At 64.4% G+C, this 25,026-nt stretch carries 21 protein-coding genes and 1 pseudogene; 12 read left to right on the forward strand and 10 right to left on the reverse strand.

What is annotated here, in order from left to right:
• Window positions 1-375 precede the first annotated feature (375 nt).
• A complete protein-coding gene (locus tag ABNQ38_RS04480; protein ID WP_377805899.1) occupies window positions 376-3,501 on the forward strand; it encodes a toprim domain-containing protein in 3,126 nt (1,041 codons plus the stop codon).
• Window positions 3,502-3,638: 137 nt separating this feature from the next.
• Here the strand turns inward: ABNQ38_RS04480 and ABNQ38_RS04485 are convergent, their stop codons facing one another.
• A complete protein-coding gene (locus ABNQ38_RS04485) occupies window positions 3,639-4,199 on the reverse strand; it encodes a hypothetical protein (RefSeq protein WP_377805900.1) in 561 nt (186 codons plus the stop codon).
• Between the two features lie 297 nt (window positions 4,200-4,496).
• Between ABNQ38_RS04485 and ABNQ38_RS04490 the strand changes: the two are divergent.
• The 4 genes and pseudogenes from ABNQ38_RS04490 to ABNQ38_RS04505 all read left to right on the forward strand — a co-directional run.
• Window positions 4,497-5,254: pseudogene (locus ABNQ38_RS04490) on the forward strand (zinc-binding dehydrogenase); the annotation flags it as partial.
• Between the two features lie 18 nt (window positions 5,255-5,272).
• The gene (locus tag ABNQ38_RS04495) at window positions 5,273-5,884 is read left to right on the forward strand and encodes a hypothetical protein (RefSeq protein ID WP_377805901.1); all 612 of its coding nucleotides are present in this window, start codon (window positions 5,273-5,275) and stop codon (window positions 5,882-5,884) included.
• Between the two features lie 92 nt (window positions 5,885-5,976).
• Complete coding sequence (locus ABNQ38_RS04500) at window positions 5,977-7,158, forward strand: SMP-30/gluconolactonase/LRE family protein (RefSeq protein ID WP_377805903.1); 1,182 nt, start codon at window positions 5,977-5,979, stop codon at window positions 7,156-7,158.
• 35 nt (window positions 7,159-7,193) lie between these two features.
• Window positions 7,194-8,357, forward strand: coding sequence for a two pore domain potassium channel family protein (locus ABNQ38_RS04505; protein ID WP_377805904.1), 1,164 nt, complete (start codon window positions 7,194-7,196; stop codon window positions 8,355-8,357).
• A gap of 23 nt (window positions 8,358-8,380) precedes the next feature.
• On the opposite strand, the gene ABNQ38_RS04510 is transcribed toward ABNQ38_RS04505, so the two are convergent.
• The 3 genes from ABNQ38_RS04510 to ABNQ38_RS04520 all read right to left on the reverse strand — a co-directional run bounded on the left by ABNQ38_RS04510 (window position 8,381) and on the right by ABNQ38_RS04520 (window position 12,100).
• Window positions 8,381-10,384, reverse strand: coding sequence for an ATP-binding protein (locus ABNQ38_RS04510; RefSeq protein WP_377805905.1), 2,004 nt, complete (start codon window positions 10,382-10,384; stop codon window positions 8,381-8,383).
• A 153-nt stretch (window positions 10,385-10,537) separates the two neighbouring features.
• Window positions 10,538-10,867: a zinc ribbon domain-containing protein gene (locus ABNQ38_RS04515; RefSeq protein ID WP_377805906.1), complete on the reverse strand. Its 330-nt coding sequence runs from the start codon at window positions 10,865-10,867 to the stop codon at window positions 10,538-10,540.
• 78 nt (window positions 10,868-10,945) lie between these two features.
• On the reverse strand, window positions 10,946-12,100 hold the full coding sequence (locus tag ABNQ38_RS04520) for a glutathione-independent formaldehyde dehydrogenase (RefSeq protein ID WP_377805907.1): 1,155 nt from the start codon (window positions 12,098-12,100) through the stop codon (window positions 10,946-10,948).
• A 480-nt stretch (window positions 12,101-12,580) separates the two neighbouring features.
• On the opposite strand from ABNQ38_RS04520, the gene ABNQ38_RS04525 reads away from it, so the two are divergent.
• From ABNQ38_RS04525 to ABNQ38_RS04545, 5 genes are all read left to right on the forward strand, one after another.
• Window positions 12,581-13,207: an HdeD family acid-resistance protein gene (locus ABNQ38_RS04525; protein WP_377805908.1), complete on the forward strand. Its 627-nt coding sequence runs from the start codon at window positions 12,581-12,583 to the stop codon at window positions 13,205-13,207.
• A 69-nt stretch (window positions 13,208-13,276) separates the two neighbouring features.
• The gene (locus ABNQ38_RS04530) at window positions 13,277-13,984 is read left to right on the forward strand and encodes a nucleotide exchange factor GrpE (protein WP_377805909.1); all 708 of its coding nucleotides are present in this window, start codon (window positions 13,277-13,279) and stop codon (window positions 13,982-13,984) included.
• Window positions 13,985-14,014: 30 nt separating this feature from the next.
• On the forward strand, window positions 14,015-15,967 hold the full coding sequence (gene dnaK / locus ABNQ38_RS04535; protein ID WP_377805910.1) for a molecular chaperone DnaK: 1,953 nt from the start codon (window positions 14,015-14,017) through the stop codon (window positions 15,965-15,967).
• A gap of 27 nt (window positions 15,968-15,994) precedes the next feature.
• Window positions 15,995-18,619 (forward strand): ATP-dependent chaperone ClpB, encoded by a 2,625-nt coding sequence (clpB, locus tag ABNQ38_RS04540; protein WP_377805911.1) that lies wholly within the window; start codon window positions 15,995-15,997, stop codon window positions 18,617-18,619.
• Window positions 18,620-18,824: 205 nt separating this feature from the next.
• Window positions 18,825-19,217: a PRC-barrel domain-containing protein gene (locus tag ABNQ38_RS04545; protein ID WP_377805912.1), complete on the forward strand. Its 393-nt coding sequence runs from the start codon at window positions 18,825-18,827 to the stop codon at window positions 19,215-19,217.
• A 63-nt stretch (window positions 19,218-19,280) separates the two neighbouring features.
• Here the strand turns inward: ABNQ38_RS04545 and ABNQ38_RS04550 are convergent, their stop codons facing one another.
• From ABNQ38_RS04550 to ABNQ38_RS04565, 4 genes are all read right to left on the reverse strand, one after another.
• A complete protein-coding gene (locus ABNQ38_RS04550; protein ID WP_377805913.1) occupies window positions 19,281-20,138 on the reverse strand; it encodes a TIGR03571 family LLM class oxidoreductase in 858 nt (285 codons plus the stop codon).
• A gap of 64 nt (window positions 20,139-20,202) precedes the next feature.
• Window positions 20,203-20,664, reverse strand: a complete 462-nt coding sequence (locus tag ABNQ38_RS04555; protein WP_377805914.1) for a PRC-barrel domain-containing protein — start codon at window positions 20,662-20,664, stop codon at window positions 20,203-20,205.
• 147 nt (window positions 20,665-20,811) lie between these two features.
• Complete coding sequence (locus ABNQ38_RS04560; protein ID WP_377805915.1) at window positions 20,812-21,333, reverse strand: DsbA family protein; 522 nt, start codon at window positions 21,331-21,333, stop codon at window positions 20,812-20,814.
• Between the two features lie 67 nt (window positions 21,334-21,400).
• On the reverse strand, window positions 21,401-21,868 hold the full coding sequence (locus tag ABNQ38_RS04565) for a redoxin domain-containing protein (protein ID WP_377805916.1): 468 nt from the start codon (window positions 21,866-21,868) through the stop codon (window positions 21,401-21,403).
• A gap of 596 nt (window positions 21,869-22,464) precedes the next feature.
• On the opposite strand from ABNQ38_RS04565, the gene ABNQ38_RS04570 reads away from it, so the two are divergent.
• Window positions 22,465-23,412, forward strand: coding sequence for a DnaJ C-terminal domain-containing protein (locus ABNQ38_RS04570; protein WP_377805917.1), 948 nt, complete (start codon window positions 22,465-22,467; stop codon window positions 23,410-23,412).
• Window positions 23,412-23,777: a hypothetical protein gene (locus tag ABNQ38_RS04575; protein ID WP_377805918.1), complete on the forward strand. Its 366-nt coding sequence runs from the start codon at window positions 23,412-23,414 to the stop codon at window positions 23,775-23,777. The genes ABNQ38_RS04570 and ABNQ38_RS04575 overlap by 1 nt, the downstream gene beginning before the upstream one ends.
• 63 nt (window positions 23,778-23,840) lie before the next feature.
• On the opposite strand, the gene trxC is transcribed toward ABNQ38_RS04575, so the two are convergent.
• Both trxC and ABNQ38_RS04585 read right to left on the reverse strand, forming a co-directional pair.
• A complete protein-coding gene (gene trxC, locus ABNQ38_RS04580; RefSeq protein WP_377805919.1) occupies window positions 23,841-24,293 on the reverse strand; it encodes a thioredoxin TrxC in 453 nt (150 codons plus the stop codon).
• Between the two features lie 26 nt (window positions 24,294-24,319).
• Window positions 24,320-25,003, reverse strand: a complete 684-nt coding sequence (locus ABNQ38_RS04585) for a helix-turn-helix domain-containing protein (protein ID WP_377805920.1) — start codon at window positions 25,001-25,003, stop codon at window positions 24,320-24,322.
• Window positions 25,004-25,026: the final 23 nt, after the last annotated feature.

The following is a 25,026-nucleotide window of genomic DNA, read 5'->3' on the forward strand; positions in this document are numbered from 1 at the left end:
ACCTCGGTAAAAAACGCTATACGACTGCACGAACGGGAGTCAATACGAAAAAATGTCTTGATGAATCTGGAAAACTTTGCGCAAAAATGGGGCGCAACTTTGCCTAACCACAGGCTGTTCGGGCGCGCCCGCGGTTGAGGTGAGGCTCTCCACCGCTCATAATCAGTGGCTAATATGACTTTTGCTAACGACCTCCATAGCGTCCTGGCCAACCAGATCGAACGACTGGCGGTGGGGTTGCTAGGAATGCCAAGGAGTCAAACATCCCAAAATCTTCGGTTTCACCGCAAACATAGCCTTTCTGTGGAGATCGCTGGCTCCAAGCGTGGGACCTGGTTCAGCCACGAAGCAGGGTGTGGTGGCGGACCCCTTCAATTGATTGAATTTGTCCGGGGCCTTAACCGCGACGACGCGCTCGAATGGGCGCGTGAGTGGCTAGGGGAAGGCACGGTTCCGGCCAGCCCACCGGTCAGCATGCCAGCGTTGGAGGAGAGCTCTGATGCTGCAAAACGCAAAGTGTTTGCACGCCAGCTTTGGGGCGAGGCCACGTCGATTGTTGGAACCCCGGCCGAGTGCTACCTGACCCAACACCGAATGATTCCGGCAGAGGCAATCAACGCGCTAGTGACCTCTGGTGACTGTCCGGTCCGTTTTCATCCGACATTTCGATCGCATAGCAAGGATCGCCCTTTTCCAGCTCTATTGTTCGCTGCAAGTGATCGTTGTGGTGTGGTTCACGCCGTTCAGGGGGTGCGGCTGACGAACACGGCGGAAAAGCTGCCAAAGGATGCAAAACGCACCGTGGGTCCTTTGGTCGGCGCCGCGGTGCGTCTGTCGGGCGTAGGTGAGCTTATCCTGGCGGAAGGGCCGGAGACCGGGTTGTCAGTGTGGGCAGCGACCCAGCGGCCGATCTGGATCGCTTTGGGCAGCATCGCCAAACTCGTCGACATGGTACCGACCGGACCAGTGACCGTTGCCCGAGATGCCGACGCTGAGGGGTCCGCGGCAGACATCAAGCTTGTCGAGGCCGTGAGAGTGCTTCACCACAGAGGCCGTAAGGTCACCGTTGTCTCACCATCGCGGCACGCTGATCTAAAAAAGACGGATTGGAACGACGTACTGGTACGTCATGGGTTGGAAGCTATCGATCATGCGTTTGCGGGTGCGGTTCCGTGGCGTGACGTGTGCTGCGCATTGCCCTACTACCCAGCTCCGACCGAACCGCGCGATGCCGCACTGGACCGGCAGCGAGCTACAATTCGGACCTTTTTTGAGAGCGAGGCCCCCCAATCTGCATTCCGCCAGGAACTGCAGCGAAGGTTCGAAGCGTTCCGCGAGGCTGATCGAGCAAAACGTGGATGGACGGATTTCAATGATCTGTCCTCACGTGAACTCGCCGCTGCACGTCGTCATCTTCGCCGTAACCTGATTTCAGAGATGGGGTTGCGCCCCCGGCGTAGCGGGCGCCGCTTGTTGTTGACCGGCAGTCAGGGCAGCGGCAAAAGTTCCGCCGCGGCTGCTGAGATTGCAGGCATCACGCAGGCCCTGATCGTATGGTGGGTTGTTCCAACTCTCGCCAAGGCCGAAGAGCAAGCTGCGGACTACCATAGACGGGCTGAAGCCGGAAGCATGCCGGTGATGGTCATCCGCGGTCGTTCGTCTCGTAATCCAGAGCATGTCGGCAAGGCGATGTGCCCGCGGCACATGATTGTGGAGCGGGCCGGTCAGCACGGGATCAATGCCAGGGTAGACATCTGTCCCAAGTGCCCGCTGAGAGATGAATGCGGCTATCTCCGCCAGGAGGAACTGGTCAAGAGCATCGATAAGCGTGGCTTGTTCCTGATGGCACATGAATATCTGTTCTCGCGCTCCCCTGCACCCGATCCTGGACTCGTGGTGGCGGACGAGGCGATCACCATCACCGCTGTTCAGGAACCAATTAGCTTCACACCCGATCGTATTACGGAGGTTGCTGGGTTTGCCGGTGGCAACCTTGATGAGGCGCTTGGCGTGCGCAGCACTCTGCACAGGGTGCGCGAAGTGTTGGAAAGTCGGCGAGACATATTGGCTGGATTGCGAGAAATCGGCTTTGATGATCAGCAATTGGCGAAAGCAATCGCTTACCTAGAGGATGCCGATCAGAGGCGAAAGCCCTCAGTTAACGGCAGCATGACGGACTCGGCTATTACCGCTGTACTCGACAGCTTCGAAAAGACCGAAACCAAGAGTGTTGTCTTTCTCCTACGGCGTCTCCAAAAGGAGATGAGCATTGCGCGCAGCCGTGCAAACACCGTGGTGTTTAAGAACAACGCCGAAGTGTTGATAAACGGCAAGCGTGAGCGTCAACCACGAGTTTTCATTCACTGGCTTAAAACGCCACAAATCTCTGCGGACATCCCGATGCTGCTGCTGGACGGAACTGCCGATGATTGGCTGAATCGAGCGCTGTTCGGCAAAGCCATGGAGCACATCCATGTTCCAGTTGAAAGGTGTGCGACAGTCACAGGCACACGGAGAAAGCTATATTCACGCCGATCTTTCACCATCAGGAAGCAGGAAGACTGTCAATCCGATCCGCTTCCACATGAACCAGCTGCAGTGCTGCGCCAGGCCATTGCGACGATCGTGTCACAGCAAAGCGGCCCCGTATTCGTTAGCGCCTCAAAGAAGGTGTTGACAGGGTTGCAGCCAGATCTTCCGACCGACACCCGGACAGGTCATTACAATGCAGTGCGTGGTATTAATGATTGGGAGGACTGCCGGACGGCCATCATCATTGGCCGCGAGCAACCGTCCACAGAAGACCTGGAGGCGCTGACACGCGCTTTTCTCCTCACTGACCCAGAGCCGTTGATCGCCCTAGGCGAGATTATCCAAGAAGAAAATGTAAAAGAACGGCGGGGATGGTTGGGGGGGTACGTTCTTCAGAGTCGCGGCCGGCGGATGCGAGACGGCACCATAGAGGTGGTGGAAGTGCAGACGCATCCGGACCCACGATGCCAGCGTGTATTGGAGCAAATTCGCGAAGCTGAAATCGCGCAGGCGGCAGACCGCGTGCGTCCAATTTTTAACGAGCGCCGAATCCTGCTCCTCAATGAGCTGGCTTGTGACTTTACCTACGACCAAATTGTTTCTCACAAGGAACTGGTAGCAGGAGGAAACCGGCTTCATCAAGCTTTCGCGAGAACCGGAGGTGCAGTGCTACTTTTGTCTGCCTCCGAGCAATCCCGCTTGTTCAATGATCTGTGGCCGACGGAGAAGGCTGCCAAGCGTGATCGAGAAAGAAGCCCCGAACCCCTATTTAATATTCTATTTGGGAAAAGGGGCTTTATTCAGGTGGCTTATCGTATTGGCGAGCGATGCCGGGGTAAACCGTTTCGGGCTCTGATCCAGGCTGATCTTGCTGACCCATGCAGTGTTCTGGAGGCAGTTGTTGGCCCGGTCAGCGTATACAGCGTCATAAGCGGTAAGTACGGTGACCTAAAATTGCATGGACAGTAGTGTGTTAACGCGGGGCGTTAGAAGATATGAATAGCATGAAGGGCGGCTGACGCCGCCCTTCCCCTGCCATGCCCAGCCTTGCCATGCCACGCCGATCCGTGCCACGCCAAGGTTGCATCGAGGCGCCGGTCGGCCCCTCAATGCACCGTGAAGCGCCCAAATTTGGGGCGCCAATCTCCAAGGCCGACCACCTCGCCGGTGGTCCTGATGATGTCCCGAACGTCATCCTCGCTCAGCAGCGACGGCATGAACTGGATGGTGACCGCAGCTCTCCAGTCGTTGAAGCGCGGCCGGACCCGCATTACCCGCAGGCGTTCCACCCGGACGCCGGTGCGAAAGCGGAAGCGGCCATCATCCCACAACGCCTCCGGCTCACGGGGGCCCTCATACTGAAGCGGGATGTTGCCGTCACACAGGATGCCCGCTTTGGCCAGTGGCCCGCGGCGTTTGCGTTTGGCGCCATCGATCAGCGCCGCCTCGATCAACTCGCCGGGGAGGCAAGGTTCACCGCCGTGCAGGTAAAGCGAGCCGAGGAACTCAAGCTTGGCCATCCGTTCCAGGTCGGCCTCCGTCTTCGGTCGCTTGCTGCTCAGCTTCTTGATGTCCTTGACCAGCGGGTCGAGCGGATCGGCCAGCCGGCCATTGTGCATGAGAAGGGGTGAGACGCCGGTGATCTGGAAGCTCAGGGGCTGATACATTGGGGGCCTCCAGCCGCGGACTGGGGCGGCTTGGCTGGGTGTCGGGGAGGTTGACCGTATCCGTGGCGTAGCGGCGACCGCGCAGCATGCTGGTCACGGTCGAGTGGCAAGGCGCGCACAGCGTTGTCACGGCCTCCAGGCGGTCCTGGGTCCAGTCGCCGCGGGGCGGGTAAACGCGGTGGTGCCCTTCCAACTGGTCTGTCGCGTTGCACAGGACGCACCGCCCGCCATCGCGGACAAACGCATCACGCCGCAGAGCGCGCCAATGAGGACTGGCGAGGTAAGCGGCGTAACCGGCAGGCGGAATATCTCCGCGTTCCGTTCGCCGACGCGACGCACATCAAGGTGCCGGATGGAATCCCGGACGAGAAGGTTCTCTTCCTCGGCGACATCTTCCCGACCGGCTGGCAGGCCGCCGTGCAGTGCGACATCCAACCGACCGACACCGTTGCGATCTGGGGCTGCGGTCCCGTCGGTCAGATGGCGATCCGCAGCGCCGTCCTCCTCGGTGCCAAGCAGGTGGTCGCCATCGATCATCTGCCGGAGCGCTTGGAAATGGCGGAAGCCGGCGGTGCCATCACCATCAACTTCGACGAAGAGAGCGTGGTCGAAAGTCTGAACGAACTCACCGGCGGCTTGGGCCCGGAGAAGTGCATCGACGCCATCGGGATGGAAGCGCATGTCTCGCCTTCCATGCCGGATACGGTCTACGACCGCGCCAAGCAGATGCTGGGAGCCGAAAGCGACCGGCCGCACGTCCTTTGCGAGATGATCACGTCTGCCGCCCTGCCGGGGTGATTTCGATCCCGGGCGTCTATGGCGGGTTGGTCGACAAGATCCCGATGGGCCAGCTGATGAACAAAGGGCTGACCATCCGGACGGGCCAGACGCACGTCAACCGTTGGACCGATGACCTGCTGCGCCGCATCGAGGAGGGGCAGATCGATCCATCGTTCGTCATCACCCACAGCGTGAGTCTCGAGGAGGGACCCGAGATGTACAAGGTGTTCCGCGACAAGCAGGACAGATGCATCAAGGTCGTCCTGAAACCCTAAAGACCGGGGAGAGAAGACGTGACTTACAGCATCTCGAACATCGCCCGGTCCAAGGGCGACCCGAAGGTCCTGCATTCCGGCCCCAGCTCGCTGGGAGCCGCCGACCGCTTGGCCAGGGCACTTGGCTGGTACAGCATCGGGCTCGGCCTGGCGGAGCTGTTCGCGGCGAAGCGCATCACCCGGGCGCTCGGCATGGAGGGCAAGGAAGCCCTCGTGCGGGCCTATGGCGTCCGCGAACTCGGGCACGGCATCGTCTCGCTCTCGCCCGACAAACATCTCGGATTGTGGAGCCGGGTGGCCGGGGACGGGCTCGACATCGCCACCCTGATGACGGCCATGCGGCATGACAATCCCAAGCGCGACAATGTCGGGATCGCTCTTGCGGCGGTGCTGGGGGTGACGCTGCTCGACATCATCGGCGCGCAGGGAGTCACGGCCCGCCACAGCCGCCCCCGTGGTCGGCCACGCTCCTACCGGGACCGGACGGGCTTCCCGCAGGGTGTCCAGGCGGCGCGTGGCGCAGCCAGGGATTTCAAGGTGCCTCCGGACATGCGGGCCGCACCAGCCCTCGCAGCGGTGTCCGATCGTGCCCCTCAGGAGAAGGCACAGGAGAAGGCACGGCCGCACTGAGCAATCGACGATGCGGCGGCCTCCGAGCAGCGTTCATGCCGTGAGACGGCCGCCGAATCCCACAGGATCATGGCCACGCGATGGAAATGAATATGCAACGGCTCGCAACGGTGACCCTGCTTTTCGGAACGCTCCTGGCCTGCACATCCGCCTGCACATCCACGGCGCAGCAGAGTGCCGCACCCTCTCAGGGGACGGCGCATCTGCAGCAGGTCGCCAGCTTTGAACACCAAGTGACCGGAGTGACCGTTTCGAAGGATGGCCGCATCTTCGTCAACTTCCCGCGCTGGACGGAGGATGCACCGGTCTCGGTCGCCGAGGTGACGCGCGACGGCCATATCAAGCCCTACCCGGATGACGCCTGGAACTCCTGGCGCAATGCCAGGAAGAACCAGATGTCGGCAGGGGATCACTTCGTCTGCGTCCAGAGCGTCGTGGCCGATGCGCATGGCAATCTCTGGGTCGTCGATCCGGCCGCGCCGGCCACCGCAGCCGTCGTGCAGGGCGGACCCGAGCTCGTCAGGATCGACCTGAAGACGAACAAGGTTGCACAGGTGATCCGCTTCGACGAGACGGTCGCCCCTCAGGGTAGCTACCTGAACGATGTGCGGTTTTCGCCGGATGGGCGGCACGCCTACCTGACCGATGCCGGGGCCAAGGGGGCTCTCGTCGTCGTGGACCTGCAGAGCGGCAAGGCTCGACGCGTCCTTAACAGCCACCCGAGCACCCAGCCGGAAAAGGATGTGGTGGTGAAGACCGATGGGCGTGAGTTGCGCCGGCCCGACGGGCGCGGGGTCGAATTTGCCGCCGACAGCATCGCGCTCTCTCCCGATGGGCGCACGCTCTATTGGAAGGCGCTGACCGGCCGGACCCTCTATCGCATCAGGACGGATGCCTTGGAAAATCCGCGCCTGTCGGAGAAGGACCTCAAAGCCCGCGTGGAGCGTGCCGCCGAAACCGAGCCGACGGACGGTCTTTGGATCGACGGGCAGGGGCGGCTTTATCTGAGCGCGATCGAGCAGGATGCGGTGAAGGTCCGTGACGGGGATCGCATCGCCACTCTCGTACAGGACAAACGGCTGCGCTGGCCCGATACCTTCGCGGAGGGACCCGACGGGACCATCTACGTCACCAGTTCCCGCATACAGGACATGAGCTGGTTCAAACCCGAAACCGGCCCGCGCCTCGAGACGCAGCTGTGGCGCATCGAGCCCGGACAGGATGGGAAGGGATCGAACGGGACGGCGGGCGGCCCGGCCGGGCAGCCCCAATGACTCCGACGGACCGGCCGGGATGACGGGAGGCTGCCATGATGGGGCGACTGGAACAGGGCCTTGGGATACTGCTGATCCTGATCATCCTGCTCGATATCTTCCTGACCGTGCTCTACGCCCGGCTCGGCACCAGCCTCATCGCAGCCGGGGTCGGGCGGTTGGTCTGGGCCTCCTTCGTCAAAGCCTCGAAGCTGGCTGGCTCCAGGCCCGGCTCCAGACAAGGAACCGTTCTGTCCTTCTGCGGTCCGGTCATCCTCGTGCTGCTGGTCGGGGTCTGGGCTCTCGGGCTGACGCTCGGGGCGGCGTTGATCATGCACCCGGAACTCGGCACCTCCATCCGCGCCACCAACGGCGATACCCCCACCGACTTCGTCACCGCGATGTATGCCGGGGGGACCAGCATGGCCATCGTCGGTGCAAGCGACTTCACCCCGCACAGCAGCATCATGCGGCTGCTTTTCCTGTTCAATTCGCTGATCGGCATGTCGGTGATGTCGCTGACGCTGACCTATCTGATGCAGGTCTATACGGCGCTCCAGCGGCGCAACGTGCTGGCCATGAACATCCACTTCCTCTCGGGGTGCACAGGGGATGCCGCCGAATTGCTGGCACGCCTCGGACCCGAGGGGCAGTTCAGTGGCGGCTACACGAACCTGTCGGAACTCGGCGTCGAGTTGACCCAGGCCAAGGAGGCCCATCACTTCTACCCGGTGCTGTTCTATTTCCGCTTCAGCGATCCGTACCACTCGGTGTCGCGTTCCACGCTGGTCGTTCTGGACACGGTGAGCCTGATCGAGAGCGCCCTGGATGATCAGAAATACCGCTGGCTGAAGCAGGCGGGAGCCGTCGCGCAGCTGCGGGAAGCATCGATGATGCTCGTCACCTCCCTGGAGAACACCTTCCTTCCCCAGGGGGCACCGGACCGGGAGGCGCAACCGGACCAGCAGACCCGGGACCTCTGGCGAGCACGCTACGACGCTGCCCTGCAGCGGCTTCGGCAGGCGGGGATCCAGGTCGCGGCCGACGGGCAGGCCGGTGCCGAGGCTTATATCTCCTGCCGAATGCAATGGGACCATCACATCACGAACCTAGCTCCCTCGATGGCTTACAGCATCGAGGAGATCGACGCGGCAATCAGCGCTCTTGGATCGAAGGGCGGCCCGAGCGATTTCCGGTCTCGCCTGCAGGTCGCCGAATAGCAGGCCGGAAAAGCGCCGCCGTGCTATTGCACCCTGTGCAATGTCCGCTCGAGAACATCATGCAATTGCTTTGGGGTCAATGGCTTGTGCACGAGTTCGAAACCATGGCGGGCGGCTTCCTCCTGGTGTTCAGGGCCGGTCTCGCCGGTGAGAATGATCCCCGGGGCGGATACTCCGGCAACGTCGCGAAGACGCTGGATGACCTGAGGGCCGACCTCGCCGTTGCGCAGCCGGTAGTCGGCGATGACGATATCCGGCGGCCGGCCGGCATTCCGCACGCGCTCCACCGCCTCGTCGCCGGAGGTGGCGGTGATCACCTCGTAGGTCCAGTTCTGCAGTATGGCCTGCAGTCCCGTCAGCACTAGGACATCGTCGTCGACGACCAGGGCGAGCAGGCCCGGAGTGCGAGCCGGCCCCGGGGCACAGGGCAATTCCGCGGGTTCCATGTTGCCTTTGCCGAGGGGCACGTCGATGGAGAAATTCGAGCCCCGGCCGAGTTCCGACGTCACGTGGACCGGCAGGGCGAGTATCTGCGACAGGCGCCGCACGATCGCCAGCCCGAGACCGAGGCCTTGGCTGCGGTCGCGCTCGAGGTTGCCTACTTGATGAAACTCGTCGAAGATGCGCTCCAGGTGCACGGGCGGGATGCCGACCCCGGTATCGCTCACCTCTATGCGGACCGAGCCGCCGGTGACGGTGCACCCGATGCGGACGCTTCCGTGATCGGTGTAACGCACGGCATTTTCGACCATGTTGCGGATCATACGACCGAGCAGCATCGGGTCGGTGTGGACGACCAGGCGGCACGACTGCCCGATCTCGAACGCCACCCCCTTGGCTTGGGCCACCGGCGCGTAGGCCGCTGCGATGTCGTCGAGAATTGGACCGAGCGGTGCATCGCCGACCTGCGGCTCGATCACGCCGGAGTCCAGGCGTGACACGTCGAGCAGGCTGTCGAGCAGGGCCTTGAGCGTCTCCAACCCGCGGTCGAGCAGCGCCAGGGCGTGGCGCCCCCGGTCGTCGGCAACGTGCGGCGCCAGTGCCGCCGAGAACAGGAAGAGCGATTGCATGGGCTGGCGCAGGTCGTGGCTGGCTGCGGCCAGGAACCTGGATTTGGAGAGAAGGGCCTGGTCGGCCTCCGCCTTCGCCCGGCGCAGTTCCTGGTCCGCCTGGAAGCGCTCGGTGACGTCCTCCATCACCGACACGGCGCCGATGATGGCTCCCCTCGCGTCTCGGACCGGCAGAGCGGAATTGAGAATGGTTTTACGGCGACCGTTGAAGGCTTCAATGGCGATCACTTCGTCAAGCACCGTCTCGCCATGCGTGATGGCCCGGGCCGCGGCCCAATCTTGCGCCCCGATGCGCTCGCCCGTATTGTCCCGCCAACCCCGGTATTGTTCGAAATCATCGATGCCGACGGCGAGCAGGCCGCCCCAGATCTGTTGCGCGGCCGGGTTGGCGCGCCGGATCATCCCGTCGGCCTCCAGGATGATCACACCCACCGGCAAGGTTTCCAGCACGCGGTCGAGCAGCGCCTCATGGCGCCGCAGTTCCTCGGTCAGTCGCCGGCGTTCGGTGACGTCCTGAAAATACACTGCCAGCCCCGCTGAGGACGGGAAAGCACGCACTGCGTACCAACCGCCAAGCGGCGGATAGAACACCTCGAACTCGACCGGAACTTGCCCGGTCATGGCGCGCTGGTAGTTGTCCCAAAACGGTGTATCACGGGCGTCCTGAAACTCTTCCCACAGAATGCGTCCGGTCAAATCCCGCCCTTGCGCCAGGAGGTGGCGCGCGCGCCTGTTGATGAAGGTGATGCGCCAGTCACGGTCCACCTCATAAACGCTGTCGGTCGTGCTTTCGAGAATCGCGGTACATCGCTGTTCCGCCGAGGAGACGGCTTGCATGGCGCGTGCGTGCCGCGTCGCCTCGTGCCGCCTGTTAGAAAAACCGGCCAGCGTCCACCCGAGCGCCACGGCCAGGAACAGCCCCACCGTTACGCCGGTCAAGGCGGCCCAGAAGGTCATGGTGTGCTCGACTGCCGCAACGAGGGAACTCATGTCAACGGCGTTGGCGTGTTTCAACGAGCAAGATCGTTCTTTCCAATCGTCAAGATCTTGAGGGGATCAACCGCAGTTACAGAGCCAGGGTTCCGCCTGCCATGGACAGCCCTTCCCTGGTTACCGTCCGCTCCGTCGGACCGGCCCGTGCGACGTGAACACCCGCCCTCCCGCGGACAGGGCGCCCGGCAATGGCAAACGGCGCACGCAACAGCCGCAGCCGGCTGGATGCGCAGCCGAAGCCCGGTGCTGGGAGGTCCCACTCGGGTCGGTTGCGGCGTGGCGAATGCTGCCGCCCGGGTTACCGCCGACAATGGCTGGTGCGTTGAGGATGGTTCGCGGTGCCGCTGCCCCGCATTCCGGGCAGGCGCATGGGTCCCGGAACTGTGCCATGGGCCGCATCGCTGTGAAGGGCCCGCAAGCTTCGCACTCGTAATCGTAGATCGGCATGACGTCTCCTCACGCTCGAACCCATCCGGCGGGATGGCGGACAGGCCGGGTGAGCGGTTGCCCGCCCGGCCCGGCTGGTCACGCGGCGGGCTTGAGGACCACCTTGGTCCAGCCATCGTCGCGCGCGTCGAAGTGCTGGTAGGCGTTCGGCGCCTCACGCAGCGGCAGCTCATGCGAGATGATGAAGGACGGCTTCGCCCGACCGGTCGAGATGAGGTCGCGCAGCTGCCGGTTATACGCCTTCACATTGCACTGGCCGGTGCCGATCGTCTGCCCCTTGAACCACAGGAGGCCGTAGTCGAAAACGATCTCGCCCTGCTTGTAGAGCGGGTCCTGGGGGGCCGGGTCCTCCGGCGTGTAGACTCCGACGACGCCGATGCCGCCGGTGAATTTCACCGACTTGACCAGGTTGTTCATGGTCATGTTGGGGTGCTCGTGGCCCTCCGGGTCGTGCGCCTGGTAGCCGACGCACTCGCAGCCGCGGTCGGCGCCAATGCCGTTCGTCAACTCAAGGACCTGGTCCACCGGGGAGCCCTTGGAATCGTCGATGGGCAGGGCCCCGATTGATTCTGCAAGGCGCAGGCGGTCGGGGTGACGGTCGACGACCATGACCATGCAGGCGCCCTTGATCATCGCCGCGTGGGCAGCCATGAGGCCGACCGGCCCGGCCCCGTAGATGACGACCGACTCGCCGGGACGCAGTCCTGCAAGCTCGGTGACGTGCCAGCCGGTCGGGAAGATGTCGGCCAGCATCACATAGTCGTTCTGCCGCTCCTCCGCGTCCGGCGGCAGCTTCAGACAATTGTAGTCGCCATAGGGAACGCGCAGAAGGTCGGCCTGGCCGCCCCGATACGGCCCCATGTCGGCGAAGCCGTACGCGGCGCCGGCCATGTTCGGCACGACGCTTCGATCCGCCGTGGTCAGGCAGAACGCGCTCAAGCCGCGCTCGCAATTCCTGCAGAATCCGCAGCCGATGTTGAAAGGGATGGCGACCCAGTCCCCGACCTTCACCCGATCGACGGCATCGCCCACTTCGGCCACCTGCCCGAGGTTCTCGTGCCCGAACACGCCGCCCTGCGGGAAGTCGGTCCGGCCCTCATACATGTGCAGGTCGGAGCCGCAGATATTGGTGCTCGTGATCCGCACCAACACGTCGGTCGGTCTCTCGATCCGCGCGTCGGGCACGTCCTGTACCGCGACATCGCGCGGTCCGTTATAGACAACTGCTCTCATTTCGCTCTCCCGACCTGAAGCTGCATGGTCGATAGGAAGAGTGTCGCGCAGCCTGCCATCGATCTACCCGGTCGTTCCCTGAGGAAGTTTCCGTAGCGCGGCTCGATTTCCGCTCACCGCTGCAGGGTCTCTCGACTCCTTGCTTGACCAAGTCACCGGCCCGCCTCGGTTCACGGGCCTTCGCCACTCTGCTCTCAAGATATTGAAGACATTGGGCGTTCCAGAACGCAGCATATGTGAAGCTACCCCGAGACGAAGAAAATCGTCCGGACGGTCGACGGCGAACGACGGAAAGTTGATGACCGTCAAGGCGGCAAAACGATGCAGAGGCATAATCCGCCTCGCATGTGCCCTGCTGACCATCGATATGGGAGCCTTCGACTGTGTCGGGGCTGCCCGGGCGGGGCACCCGGCGTCACCAAGCCGGCATCACCGGGATTGAGAACCGGATCCGTCATCAGTCCGTGAGAGGAAGCTGCGATGGGCACGACTTTCGGCGCAGACACCGCCTTTCCCGATTCCGGGCCCGCGAAGTCCGGGGCAATGAGCGCCATGCTGGCCCGGAACTGGTGGGCGATGGCATTGCGCGGCGTATGCGCCGTCCTGTTCGGCTTGATCGCGCTGCTGCTTCCGGGCGCCACGATCGCTTCCCTCGTTCTGCTTTTCACCGCCTACATGCTGGTCGACGGCGTGTTCGCCGTCGTCGCCGGCGTGCGCGCGGCCACCCGCCACGAGCGATGGTGGCCCTTTATCCTCGAAGGCGTGATCGACCTCGCGGCGGGGCTGGTCGCCGTCGTCGCGCCGATTGCAACCGTTCTCGCCTTCGTCTGGCTCGGCGGCGCCTGGGCGGTCGTTTCGGGTGTGATGATGATCGCCGCCGCCGTCCGCCTGCGGACATCGCATGGCAAGTGGTGGCTGGGGTTCGGCGGCCTGGTGTCCATCGTCTGGGGCGTCCTGCTCTTCGTGGCGCCGATTGAGGGCGCGGTGGTCATGACGTGGTGGCTCGGCGCCTACGCGCTCGTCTTCGGCAGTGCGCTGATCGTGTTGGCGTTCCGGCTCAGAGGGCACCGGAACGAGCCGCGGGGAGCGGTGCCGCAGGGTGCCTGAGAGGTCGACGAGTGCCTGAGAGAGGACCGCCCTACTTCCCATTCCAGACCCCGTCGAGGCGGCGCACCCATGATCCCTGACCCGAGACGCACCGATCCCATGCCGGACGAGCCTCCTGTGGACCGTGTCGACGAGGCGTCCGTCGAGTCCTTCCCCGCGAGCGACCCGCCGGCCTGGACTCCCGTTCGTGGCGAACGCGGGATTACTTCCGAAGCCGAAGGCACCGGCAGAAACAGGGACGGCAACGATAGCGGCGGCGATGATGCCGTCCCGCGGCTCGAAGACGAGGTGTCCCGCCTCAAGGACCAGCTTCTGCGCGCGCTGGCGGAGCAGGAAAACATGCGGCGCCGGGCCGAGCGCGACCGTAAGGACGCGGTGCGATTTGCCGCCTCGGGGTTCGCGCGGGACTTGCTGCCGTCGACCGATAATCTCCGCCGCGCCATCGAGAGCGTGCCGATGGAGTTCGCCGCGGCCGAATTGTGGGTCCAGAACCTCATGGCCGGCCTCGTGGCGACCGAGAAGGCGCTGCTCGACGCCTTTGCGAAGCACGGCATCCTCCGGATCGATCCGGCTCCCGGCGAGCCGTTCGATCCCCATCGCCATCAGGCGATGTTCGAAGTGGAGGACAGCGGGCTGCCGGCCGGCACCGTGGCGCAGGTCCTGCAACCCGGCTACGCCCAGCATGAGCGTCTGTTGCGCCCCGCGCTGGTCGGCGTCGCCGGGAACGGCACCGCGCCATCCAATCGACATACCGGCCCGGGCGGTATGGATTTCTGACAACCGGGACAGAACACGCCGGAGGGCGACATGGCAAAAGTCATCGGAATCGATCTCGGCACCACGAACTCGTGCGTCGCCGTCATGGAGGGCGGCCAAGCCAAGGTCATCGAGAACGCCGAAGGGATGCGGACCACCCCGTCCATCGTGGCGTTCGGCAGGGAAGGCGAAGTCCTCGTCGGCACGCCGGCGAAGCGGCAGGCGGTCACCAACCCCGAGAACACCATCTTTGCGATCAAGCGCCTGATCGGCCGCCGCTACGACGACCCGATCACGGAGAAGGACAAGGCCCTCGTCCCCTATAAGATCGTGCGGGGCGACAACGGCGACGCCTGGGTCGAGGCGCAGGGCAAGAGGTACAGCCCGAGCCAGATCAGCGCCTTCATCCTGACGAAAATGAAGGAGACCGCGGAAGCCTACCTCGGCGAGAAGGCAACCCAGGCGGTCATCACGGTGCCCGCCTACTTCAACGACAGCCAACGCCAAGCGACCAAGGACGCCGGCCGGATCGCCGGACTCGAGGTGCTGCGGATCATCAACGAACCGACCGCCGCCGCGCTGACCTACGGCCTCGAGAAGAAGGGCCAGGGCAAGGTCGCGGTGTACGATCTGGGCGGCGGTACCTTTGACATTTCCGTTCTCGACATCGGCGAGGGCGTCTTCGAGGTCAGGGCGACCAACGGCGATACGTTCCTCGGCGGCGAGGATTTCGACAAACGCATCATCGACTATCTGGCCGACGAGTTCAAAAAGGAGCAGGGCATCGACCTGCGCAACGATCGGCTGGCGCTCCAGCGCTTCAAGGAAGCCGCGGAGAAGGCGAAGATCGAGCTCAGCTCGACGGTGCAGACCGACGTCAACCTGCCCTTCATCACCGCCGATCAGCACGGGCCCAAGCACCTCAACGTCAAGCTCACCCGCGCCAAGCTGGAAGCTCTGGTCGACGATCTCGTGCAGCGCACCATCGAGCCCTGCAAGGCGGCGCTCAAGGACGCCGGCCTCAAGGCCGCGGACGTCGCCGAGGTGATCCTGGTCGGCGGCATGACCCGCATGCCGAAGGTGCAGGAGGTGGTCAAGGACTTCTTCGGCAAGGAGCCGCACAAGGGCGTCAACCCGGACGAAGTCGTCGCCATCGGCGCCGCCATCCAGGCGGGCGTGCTCCAGGGCGAGGTGAAGGACGTCCTGCTGCTCGACGTGACGCCGCTGTCGCTCGGCCTGGAAACGCTGGGCGGCGTGATGACGAAGCTCATCGACCGCAACACGACCATCCCGACGAAGAAGAGTCAGGTCTTTTCGACTGCCGAGGACAACCAGACCGCGGTGACCATCCGCGTCTTCCAGGGCGAGCGCGAGATGGCGGCCGACAACAAGATGCTCGGCCAGTTCGATCTGGTCGGCATCCCGCCGGCACCGCGCGGCATGCCGCAGATCGAGGTGACCTTCGACATCGACGCCAACGGCATCGTCTCGGTGACCGCCAAGGACAAGGCGACCGGCAAGGAACAGCAGATCCGCATCCAGGCCTCGGGCGGTCTGTCGGAGGCCGACATCCAGAAGATGGTCAAGGATGCCGAGGCGCACGCCGAGGAGGACAAGAGGCGGCGCGAGTTGGTCGATGTCCGCAACCAGGCGGACGCCGCGATCTACACGGCCGAGAAGCAGTTGCAGGAGCATGGCAACCGGGTGGGCGAGACGGAGCGCAAGCCCGTGGAAGACGCCCTGAACGCCCTGCGCGAGGCGGTCGGTGGCGACGACCTCGACCGCATCCGGCAGCGGATCGACACGCTCTCGCAGGCGCTCACGCGCTTCGGCGAGACGATCCACCGTGCCGCCGCCGACACCGGCACGCGCAGCGCGGCGGAACAGGCCGCCGCCGCCAATGCCGGCCCGTCCGGTCCGTCCGGTGGTGGGGCCGGCGGGAGCGAAGGCGTCGTCGACGCCGAGTTCGAGGAAGTGGACGACCAGAATCGGCAGCGCGGCTGAGTGCCACGGGAAAGGAGCACCGCAGCCATGGACCTCGAAAAATACACGGATCGGGCGAAGGGTTTCCTCCAGTCGGCACAGACGCTGGCGGTGAACCGCGGCCATCAGCGCCTGACGCCGGAGCACCTGCTCAAGGTGTTGCTGGAGGATCCGGAAGGGCTTTGTGCGAACCTCATTCGCGCGGCCGGAGGCGACCCGAAGGCGGCGCTTTCAGCCGTCGACGCCACGCTCGACAAACTGCCGCGCGTCGAAGGGTCCGGTGCCGGGCAGGTCTACATGGCGCCGGAACTGGCGCGCGTCTTCGAGTCCGCCGAGCAACTGGCGCAGAAGGTGGGCGACAGCTTCGTCACCGTGGAGCGGCTGCTGCTGGCGCTGGCCGCCGCCGCGGGCACGCCGGCCGCGAAGGCGCTGGCCTCGGCGGGGGTCAACGCCCAGGGCCTCAACAAGGCCATCGAGGACATCCGCAAGGGCCGCAGCGCCGATACGGCCTCGGCCGAGGACGGGTACGACGCGCTGAAGAAGTACACGCGCGACCTCACGGCCGTGGCGCGCGACGGCAAGCTCGACCCCGTCATCGGCCGCGACGAGGAGATCCGCCGCACGATCCAGGTTCTGGCGCGCCGCACCAAGAACAACCCGGTGCTGATCGGCGAGCCGGGCGTCGGCAAGACCGCCATCGTCGAAGGCCTGGCGCAGCGCATCGTCAAGGGCGATGTGCCCGAAAGCCTGAAGGACAAGAAGCTGCTGTCGCTCGACCTCGGTTCGCTGCTGGCCGGGGCCAAATACCGCGGCGAGTTCGAGGAGCGGCTGAAGGCGGTCCTGTCGGAAGTCACCTCGGGCCGGGAAGGGGTCATCCTCTTCATTGACGAACTGCACACGCTGGTGGGAGCGGGCGGGGCGGAGGGGGCGATGGACGCCTCCAACATGCTGAAGCCGGCGCTTGCCCGTGGCGAACTGCACTGCGTCGGCGCCACCACGCTGGAGGAGTACCGCAAGCACATCGAGAAGGACGCCGCCCTGGCCCGGCGCTTCCAGCCCGTCTTCGTCGGGGAACCCTCGGTGGAGGACACCATCTCCATCCTGCGCGGCATCAAGGAGAAGTACGAGGTTCACCACGGCGTGCGCATCACCGACAGCGCCATTGTTGCCGCGGCGACGCTGTCGCATCGCTACATCACCGACCGCTTCCTCCCCGACAAGGCCATCGACCTGATGGACGAAGCGGCCTCGCGGCTTCGCATGGCGGTCGATTCCAAGCCCGAGGAGCTTGACGAACTCGATCGCCGCATCGTGCAGATGAAGATCGAGCGCGAAGCGCTCAGGAAGGAGAGCGATCCGGCCTCGCGGGAGCGCCTGCAGAGGCTGGAGAAGGAGCTCGGCGAGTTCGAGCAGAATTCCGCCGAACTCACGGCGAAGTGGCGGGCGGAGAAGGAGAAGCTCGCCGGCGCGCGCGTGCTGAAGGAGCGGCTCGACCAAGCCCGCATCGAACTGGAGCAGGCGCAGCGGCGCGGCGACTGGGCCCGGGCGGGCGAGCTCGCCTACGGCATCGTTCCCGATCTCGAAAGCAAGCTGAAGGAAGCCGAGGCGCAAGGCGACCAGCAGATGCTCGAGGAGGCGGTCACCGCCGAGCACATCGCCGCCGTCGTGTCCCGCTGGACCGGGATCCCGGTCGACAAGATGCTGGAGGGCGAGCGCGAGAAGCTGCTGCACATGGAGGACGCGCTGGGGCGGCGTGTCATCGGGCAGGACGAAGCCATCGTTGCGGTCTCGAACGCGGTGCGTCGCGCCCGCGCCGGCCTTCAGGATCCGAACCGGCCGATGGGATCCTTCCTGTTCCTGGGCCCCACCGGTGTGGGCAAGACCGAGCTGACCAAGGCCCTGGCCGAATTCCTGTTCGACGACGAGCATGCGATGGTGCGCATCGACATGTCGGAGTTCATGGAGAAGCACTCCGTGGCCCGCCTGATCGGCGCCCCTCCGGGCTATGTCGGCTATGAAGAGGGCGGCAGCCTGACCGAGGCGGTGCGGCGCCGGCCCTATCAGGTCGTCCTGTTCGACGAGGTGGAGAAGGCACACCCGGATGTCTTCAACGTGCTGCTCCAGGTGCTCGACGACGGGCGCCTGACCGATGGGCAGGGTCGCACGGCCGACTTCCGCAACACGCTGATCGTGATGACCTCCAACCTCGGCAGCGAGTATCTGGCGACCTTGGGGGAGGACCAGGACGTCGACAACGTGCGCGCCGAGGTGATGGAGGCGGTGCGGGCGGCGTTCCGGCCCGAGTTCCTGAACCGGCTCGACGAGCTCCTGATCTTCCGCCGCCTCTCGCGCGAGGACATGAGCGGCATCGTCGACATCCAGCTCCGGCGGCTGCAACGGCTGCTCGACGACCGCAAGGTCGTGCTGGAGGTGGACGACGCGGCGAAGCGCTGGCTGGCCGACGCCGGCTACGATCCGGTGTACGGCGCCCGGCCCCTGAAGCGGGTGATCCAGCGCGAGCTGCAGAATCCGCTCGCGGAGAAGATCCTGCGCGGCGAAGTCCGCGACGGCGATACGGTCCGGGTCACCGCCACGGAGCTGGGCCTGCTCATTGAGCCGCCGCAACATGGCGATGGGGCGACTGAACAGCAGTCTCGAAACGCTGCGGAGTGACACGATCCATGTCCGGATGATGCGGTTCACCGGCATCGGCATCGGCATCGATGATGGTTTCATGCGGGAACTCGGCGAAGCTTTCGAACCCGGCACCTCGGTGTTGTCATCCTCGTCCGCGAGGCGAGGAACCAAACCATGCAGCAGGCCGCCTGACGGCCATCGGCCATATCGTCCCATAACATACGAATTCGGGAGAGCCACAATGAAGTCATCTCGGAGCATCCTGACCGGCGCGGCGCTGGCCGCCGCCGTCCTGGCTGTCCAGACCCCCCGGCCGGCGCTGTCGCAGGCCGTCGCATTGGTCGTCGTCGATGTGAAGGCGGTCGCGGCGGGCTACCGCGCGAGCAAGCTGACGGGCACGTCCGTCGTGAACGAGAAGAACGAGAAGATCGGCTCCCTCGACGACATCATCATCGGACGGGACAAGGTGCTCTTTGGGGTGCTCGAGGTCGGCGGCTTCCTCGGCATCGGCGCCCACTTGGTGGCCGTCCCGTTCAGCGACCTGCAGTTGGACGAAACCGGCAAAAGGATCTCGCTGCCGGGAGCGTCGAAGGATGAACTCAAGAAGCTGCCGGAATTCAAGTACGTCGATTGATGCCCCCGACCGGCGGCGAAAGCCATGTCGGCGATCTCGATTCATGACCCTCGCGATCAATACTCACGGGGCTGCATCGAGATGTGGGAGCACGTTCCGGCCGCCGCGGAAACCCAGATGGATCGGCTGGGCAGGGTGGTCGGGATCCGTGGTCAGGTCGATGTAGAGCGATTGCACGAATGGCATGAAAACGCCCGGCCTCGCGGCCGTTACGGTGGCGTGCCAGTGCGCGGCGCGCTCCGCCTGTTGCGCGAGGGGGCGCGGATACGTGATCCAGCCGTCGGCATGCCCGGCGATCCAGTCCAGGCTCTGCCGGCTGGTGCCGGTGATCAGGATCGGCAGCGCGCCGACCGGCTTCGGCACGAGGTCGGCGGTCCCTTGCATCACGCCATAGGAGGACTGGAGGCGGGGGGAGTTCTGGGTGAGCACGGTGCGCAGAACGGCGAGGTTCTCGCGGAAGAGGGCGCCCGGCCTGTCGATGTCGACGCCGAACGCCGGGAATTCGACCGGTCGGTCGCCGGACGCGACCCCGAGCACGAGGCGACTGCCGGAAAGCCGATCCACCGAAGCGGCCGCCTTCGCCGTGTGCAACGGGTGGCGCAGGGGCAGGATGACGGAACCGGTGGCGAGCGCAATGTCGCGCGTCTGCGCCGCGATCCATGCCAGATAGACCCAGGGGTCATAGACCTGCCCGATGTCGCCGAAGGACGGGTCGCGCAACGGCACCTCCCGCACCCAGAGCGCGGCGAAGCCCAATTCCTCGGCCCGCCTGGCCAGCCGTTCCTGGTTGCGCATGCTCGGCTCGTCGCGCTGGAAGGATTCAATCGGGAAAAATACCCCGAGCGTCAACCGGTCCGGCGCGAACATCCTCCGGAAGCCCTTCGAATCGCCCGGCCGGGCCGTCGTGTTCGCCTCCAGCATGGCAGCTCCTTACCAAGGTGACGTTGCTTCCGACCAGTCTTCGGTCCAGGGAACCGCATGAAGATCATGCGATCCTCAAACGCCCTGGGGAAAGGGCGGCGAACTGCTCCGGCGTCAGGTCGAGGAGAGCGACGGCGGCCTGTTCCGGCGCGTAGCGCATGTTCGCCGGGCTGACGGCGACGAGGTGAATCACGGGACTCGTCGGCGACCCGCTCGCGACGATGATCTCGGCCGGCTGGTTGCTGGCGTCCATCACGACGTCGTGGACGGTTCCCACCGGCCGGCTCCCATCCTCCGATAGGACAACGAGGCCGACCAGCATGTGGGCTGGAGACGGGAGCACCGACGCCCCATCCTGCCGGTCTCCGCGTTGGGCACAGGGATTGGCACTCAGCGGCACGGTTGCATACAGCGACGGCAGGATTGAGGTCCGCATGGTCTTTATCCTCTTCAGGGTCGGCTCACGACCGGCAGCGGCAAGAATCAGGGCGCCGTCTTCATGCAGACGCAGAACGAGCACTGGCATTGCGCGTCTCCTCCACCGCCTTGGCCACATCGGCAGGACCGGCCACGGCGCCAGCGCCAAACACAACTTGCCTTCGCCGGGGTTCTGCGTCTGCGCTCCGGCCCGTCGGGTCGCTCTTTCGGGACAAACCCGCCTAAAACCGACAGCCTAAAGCTGGCTGTCGATGGCTGCGGCGAGATGGGGAAAGTCGAACGCGCCATCGTGGCGCCGATCGTTTATGAAGAAGGCCGGGGTGCCGTTCACCCCGTGGCGCACGCCGCCGAGGAAGTCGTCGCGGACCTTGGGCGTGTATGTCCCCTCGGCCAGTGCGTCGCGGAGCTCGGTTTCGGACAACCCCAACGACCGCACCGCGGCGAACAGAAGCTCGATGCTCAAGCGCTCCTGGTTCTCGAAGAGGAGGTCGTGCATCTCCCAGAACCGCCCATGCACCCCTGCAAATTCCGCACTCTCCGCCGCGCTTTGGGCATTGGGGTGGACTTCCGTCAGCGGAAAGTGCCGGAACACGAACCGAAGCTGCCGGCCGTATTGTTTCTGCACGAGATTGACGTGAGGGTGCGCGGCCGCACAGTACGGACACTCGTAGTCGCCGTATTCCACCAGGGTAACCGGAGCGTGGGCGTCTCCCTGGATGTGGTCACTCGACGTGACCGGCATTTTCGATACCGCCATGGCTGTTCTCCCGGAGCGATGGTCCGTTCGGCATGAACGGCATGGTCGCCCCCAATGTGAATTCGGTCTAGCTGGGCAACCGCTCCAGCGCATCGAGGATGCCGTCGGCACCGGGGTTGACGGCGAGTGGCGAGCGATGGCTCCAGAAGATGACGCCGTCCTTGTCGATCACGAACAGCGCGCGTTCGCTGACCCCGTCGCCTTCCCGATAGGCTCCGTAGGACTTCGAAACGCCGCCCTTGGGTTCGAAATCGGCAAGCAGCGGGAAGTGTAGGTTGCGCGCTTTTGCAAACGCCTGATGGCACCAAGCGCCGTCGACGGAAACACCCAGCACCTCGGCTCCATGCTTCAGGAACTCAGGACGGATCTGGTTGTACAGCACCATCTGGTCGCCACAGACCGGGCTCCAATCGGCAGGGTAGAAGGCAAGGATCACCGGCTTGCCACGCAATTCAGAAAGCGACAAGCATTGGTCGGGCGTGACATGGAGCGTGAAATCGGGAGCCGAAGTCCCCGGGGATAAGACTTGAGACATGGGTCACCTCGCTGAAGTGGACGACAATGGTCTCCATAGCGTTATCCGCATGGCGTCGAGTATGATGCGGTGGCTGACGGCCGCGTTGACGAGCGTCAACATTTCTTTGTTTTTCCAAGCCTGGACGATCCCTGCTTCGACGCACCGACGCCGCTCCCGGCCGCCCAATCCCGGTGCGTTTGCCGGCGGGGCCTTTCGATAGATCGGATCGCACAAAATCGGACTCGATTTGAAGCGTGACGCCGATCGCCGAACAACGGCCTGCGGCTTCGGGCGTTTCATATTGGATGCACGAAGCCATAGGGAACGGGAATGCTGCGCCATTCAGCCTTGTCGAGCTTCTGTGCGGCCAAGGAGGCGTCGCGCTTGAAAAGAGGATGCATCAATCAGTGTGGAATGACGTTGACAGATGTCAAATTGACGAATGTCATTTTGTTCGGAGCTTGCGGGAGTTATCTTCTTGGATATTTACATGGGTATCGGATCTTGTGCATTTGAGTTCCATATTTTCCGTCTTTGTCCGAAATATGGTTTTATGTTGAGCGTCATTTGAGCCGAATGCTTGCCAATCCGTTCCTGTTGCTGGAGGCATCGTCGTGGAAGACCCCTATGAGGTGCTCGGGGTGAAGCGGGACGCGAGCGACGACGACATTCGTCGCGCCTACCGCAAGCTTGCCAAGAAATTCCATCCTGACCTGAATCCCGGCGACAGCCAGGCAGAGGAACGCTTCAAGGCGGTGGCATCGGCCCACGAGCTCCTCTCCGATCCGGACAAGCGCGGCCGCTACGACCGCGGCGAGATCGATGCCACGGGTGCGGAGCGACGGCCCGACCACTCCTATTACCGTGACTTCGCCGAGGGGCGGAACGGCGGCAGATACCACGGCGGTGATGAGGAGGAAGCCGATGATTTCAACGATCTGTTCGAGAACCTCTTTGGCGGCAGGTTTCGCGCCCGGGCCGCCGGTGGCGGTGCCGGGCCGGAGATCCGGCTGCGCGGAGCCGACCGCCGCTATTCGCTGACGGTGGACTTCCTCGACGCGATCAATGGGACGACGCAACGGCTGCAGTTGCCGGAAGGAAAGACGCTCGACGTTGCGGTTCCTTCCGGGATCGAGGATGGCAAGGTGCTGCGGCTCAAGGGGCAGGGCGATCCGGGTCTGGGGGGCGGCCCGCCGGGCGATGCGCTGATCGAGGTCCGGATCACCCCCCACCCATTCTTCAAGCGCGTCGGCAACGACCTTCACGTCGAAGTGCCCGTGACGCTTTCGGAGGCGGTCCTGGGCGGCTCCATCACCGTACCCACACGGACCGGGCCGGTAACGATGACGGTGCCGGACGGCTCGGACACCGGTCGGGTGCTGCGCCTGCGTGGCAAGGGCGTGCCGGCGGGGCGCGTCGGCCGGCCGGGCGGCGATCAGTACGTCATGTTGAAGGTCGAGGTCGGGCCCGGTGCCGACGATGCCGAGCTCAAGGCATTCCTGCGGAATTGGGCGCCCGGGCATGCGTTCGATCCGCGTCGCAAATTGGGGATGATACCGTGATGATCACGCTGAACGAGTTGCGACGGTCCTTCGCCGACCTTGATGCGGCGGAGCTCGATCGATGGATCGACAACCGCTGGATCCGGCCGGAAAAGCGGCGGGGTGCCTATGTCTTTCATGAGATCGATGTCGCACGTGCGCATCTGGTTGCGGAGTTGCGTGAGCTGGCGATTGACGATGAGGCCTTGCCGCTGGTGCTCTCGCTGCTCGACCAGCTCTACGGCGTGCGGCGACAGATGAAGCTGCTGTACCAGGCGATCGACGCCCAACCGGAGGAGGTCCGCCGGACGCTCCTGGTCGCCGTACGCGCGAGCGCAGCGCCGATGGATGGCGCCGATGCCGACCCGGAAGGCGATGGTGCCTGAAGATAGCGTTCGATCCGCCCGGGCGTCGGTGCCCCAATCGCCCGGCGCCCTGCCGCCGCGGGTCTAGTCCGCCGTTGTTCCGGCGTGTTGCTGCGTCCACGCGATGAGTTGGGGCAGAGGCATGACACCGGCGGTCCGGGCAATTTCCCTGCCGCGCAGGACCAGCGCAAGCGTTGGTATGCTTTGCACCCCAAATCGCGCAGCGAGATTGGGAGCGGCCTCGGTATCGATTTTTGCCAGCCGGACATGCGGCTCAAGTCGTTGCGCCGCCTGCTCGACGATCGGCGCCATCATGCGGCACGGACCGCACCACGCGGCCCAGAAGTCGATCAGGAGCGGGATGTCGCTCCCTTCGGCGTGCTTTGCGAACCGGCCCGGGTCGTCCAGGGACAGGGGGTGCCCCTCGAACAGCGGCCGATGGCAGGCGCCGCATTTGCCGCCGCCGCCCAGCCGGGCACGCGGAACCCGGTTGGTCGTGTCGCAGTGGGGGCAGACGATGTGCAGCGCTTCGGACATTTCTCCCTCCTCCTGGAGTGCCCCGTCTATTCGTCGTTGTCCTCGAGGGCGTCATAATGGATGATCTTGACGCGGCGGGTGCCCACGAGCCTGATGGCGCCGCATTGCTTGAGGCTGGTCAGGGCGCGGCTCACCGTCTCGACCGACAGGGTGAGATAATCGGCGATGTCGTAGCGCGACATCGGCAGGAGAATTTCTTCCCCGCTTCTGCCGGCCTGGGGCCTGCTGGACAGGCGTTCCGCCATTTCGAGGAGGAAGGCACTGACCTTTCCCAGCGAGCCGATACGCCCAAGGATGAGAATCCTCGTCTGCAGGCGGGCTATTTCCGCAGCCGTCACGGTACGGATGTCCCGTCCGAGATGGGGATTGGCGTCGGCAAGGGCCTCGGCGCGCTCGCGTGGGTAGGCGGCCACGATCGTGCCCTCCACGAGCGCCTCGACGGCGAAGAGATGCGCATTCCGGGATGCAAAGCCGAAGAAATCCCCGGGCAGCAGAAAATCTACGATCTGCCGCCGTCCGTTGACCTGAACGGTGAATCGCCGTGCCGCGCCGGAGACGACGCGGTACCAGTGCTCGGCCGGGGCATCCTGGGTATAAATCTCCTGCCCGTGGCCGTAGCGTATGGTCATCGCCAGTGAGCCCAGAACATCGCCAGGATCATGGCGATGCCTCGCGGGTCGGTCATGGTTAAGCTGGCTGGAAACATGCATGAAGGCCGTTCCTCGTGCCTATC

The organism is Azospirillum sp. A29 (genome assembly GCF_042604625.1).
Lineage (GTDB): Bacteria > Pseudomonadota > Alphaproteobacteria > Azospirillales > Azospirillaceae > Azospirillum > Azospirillum palustre.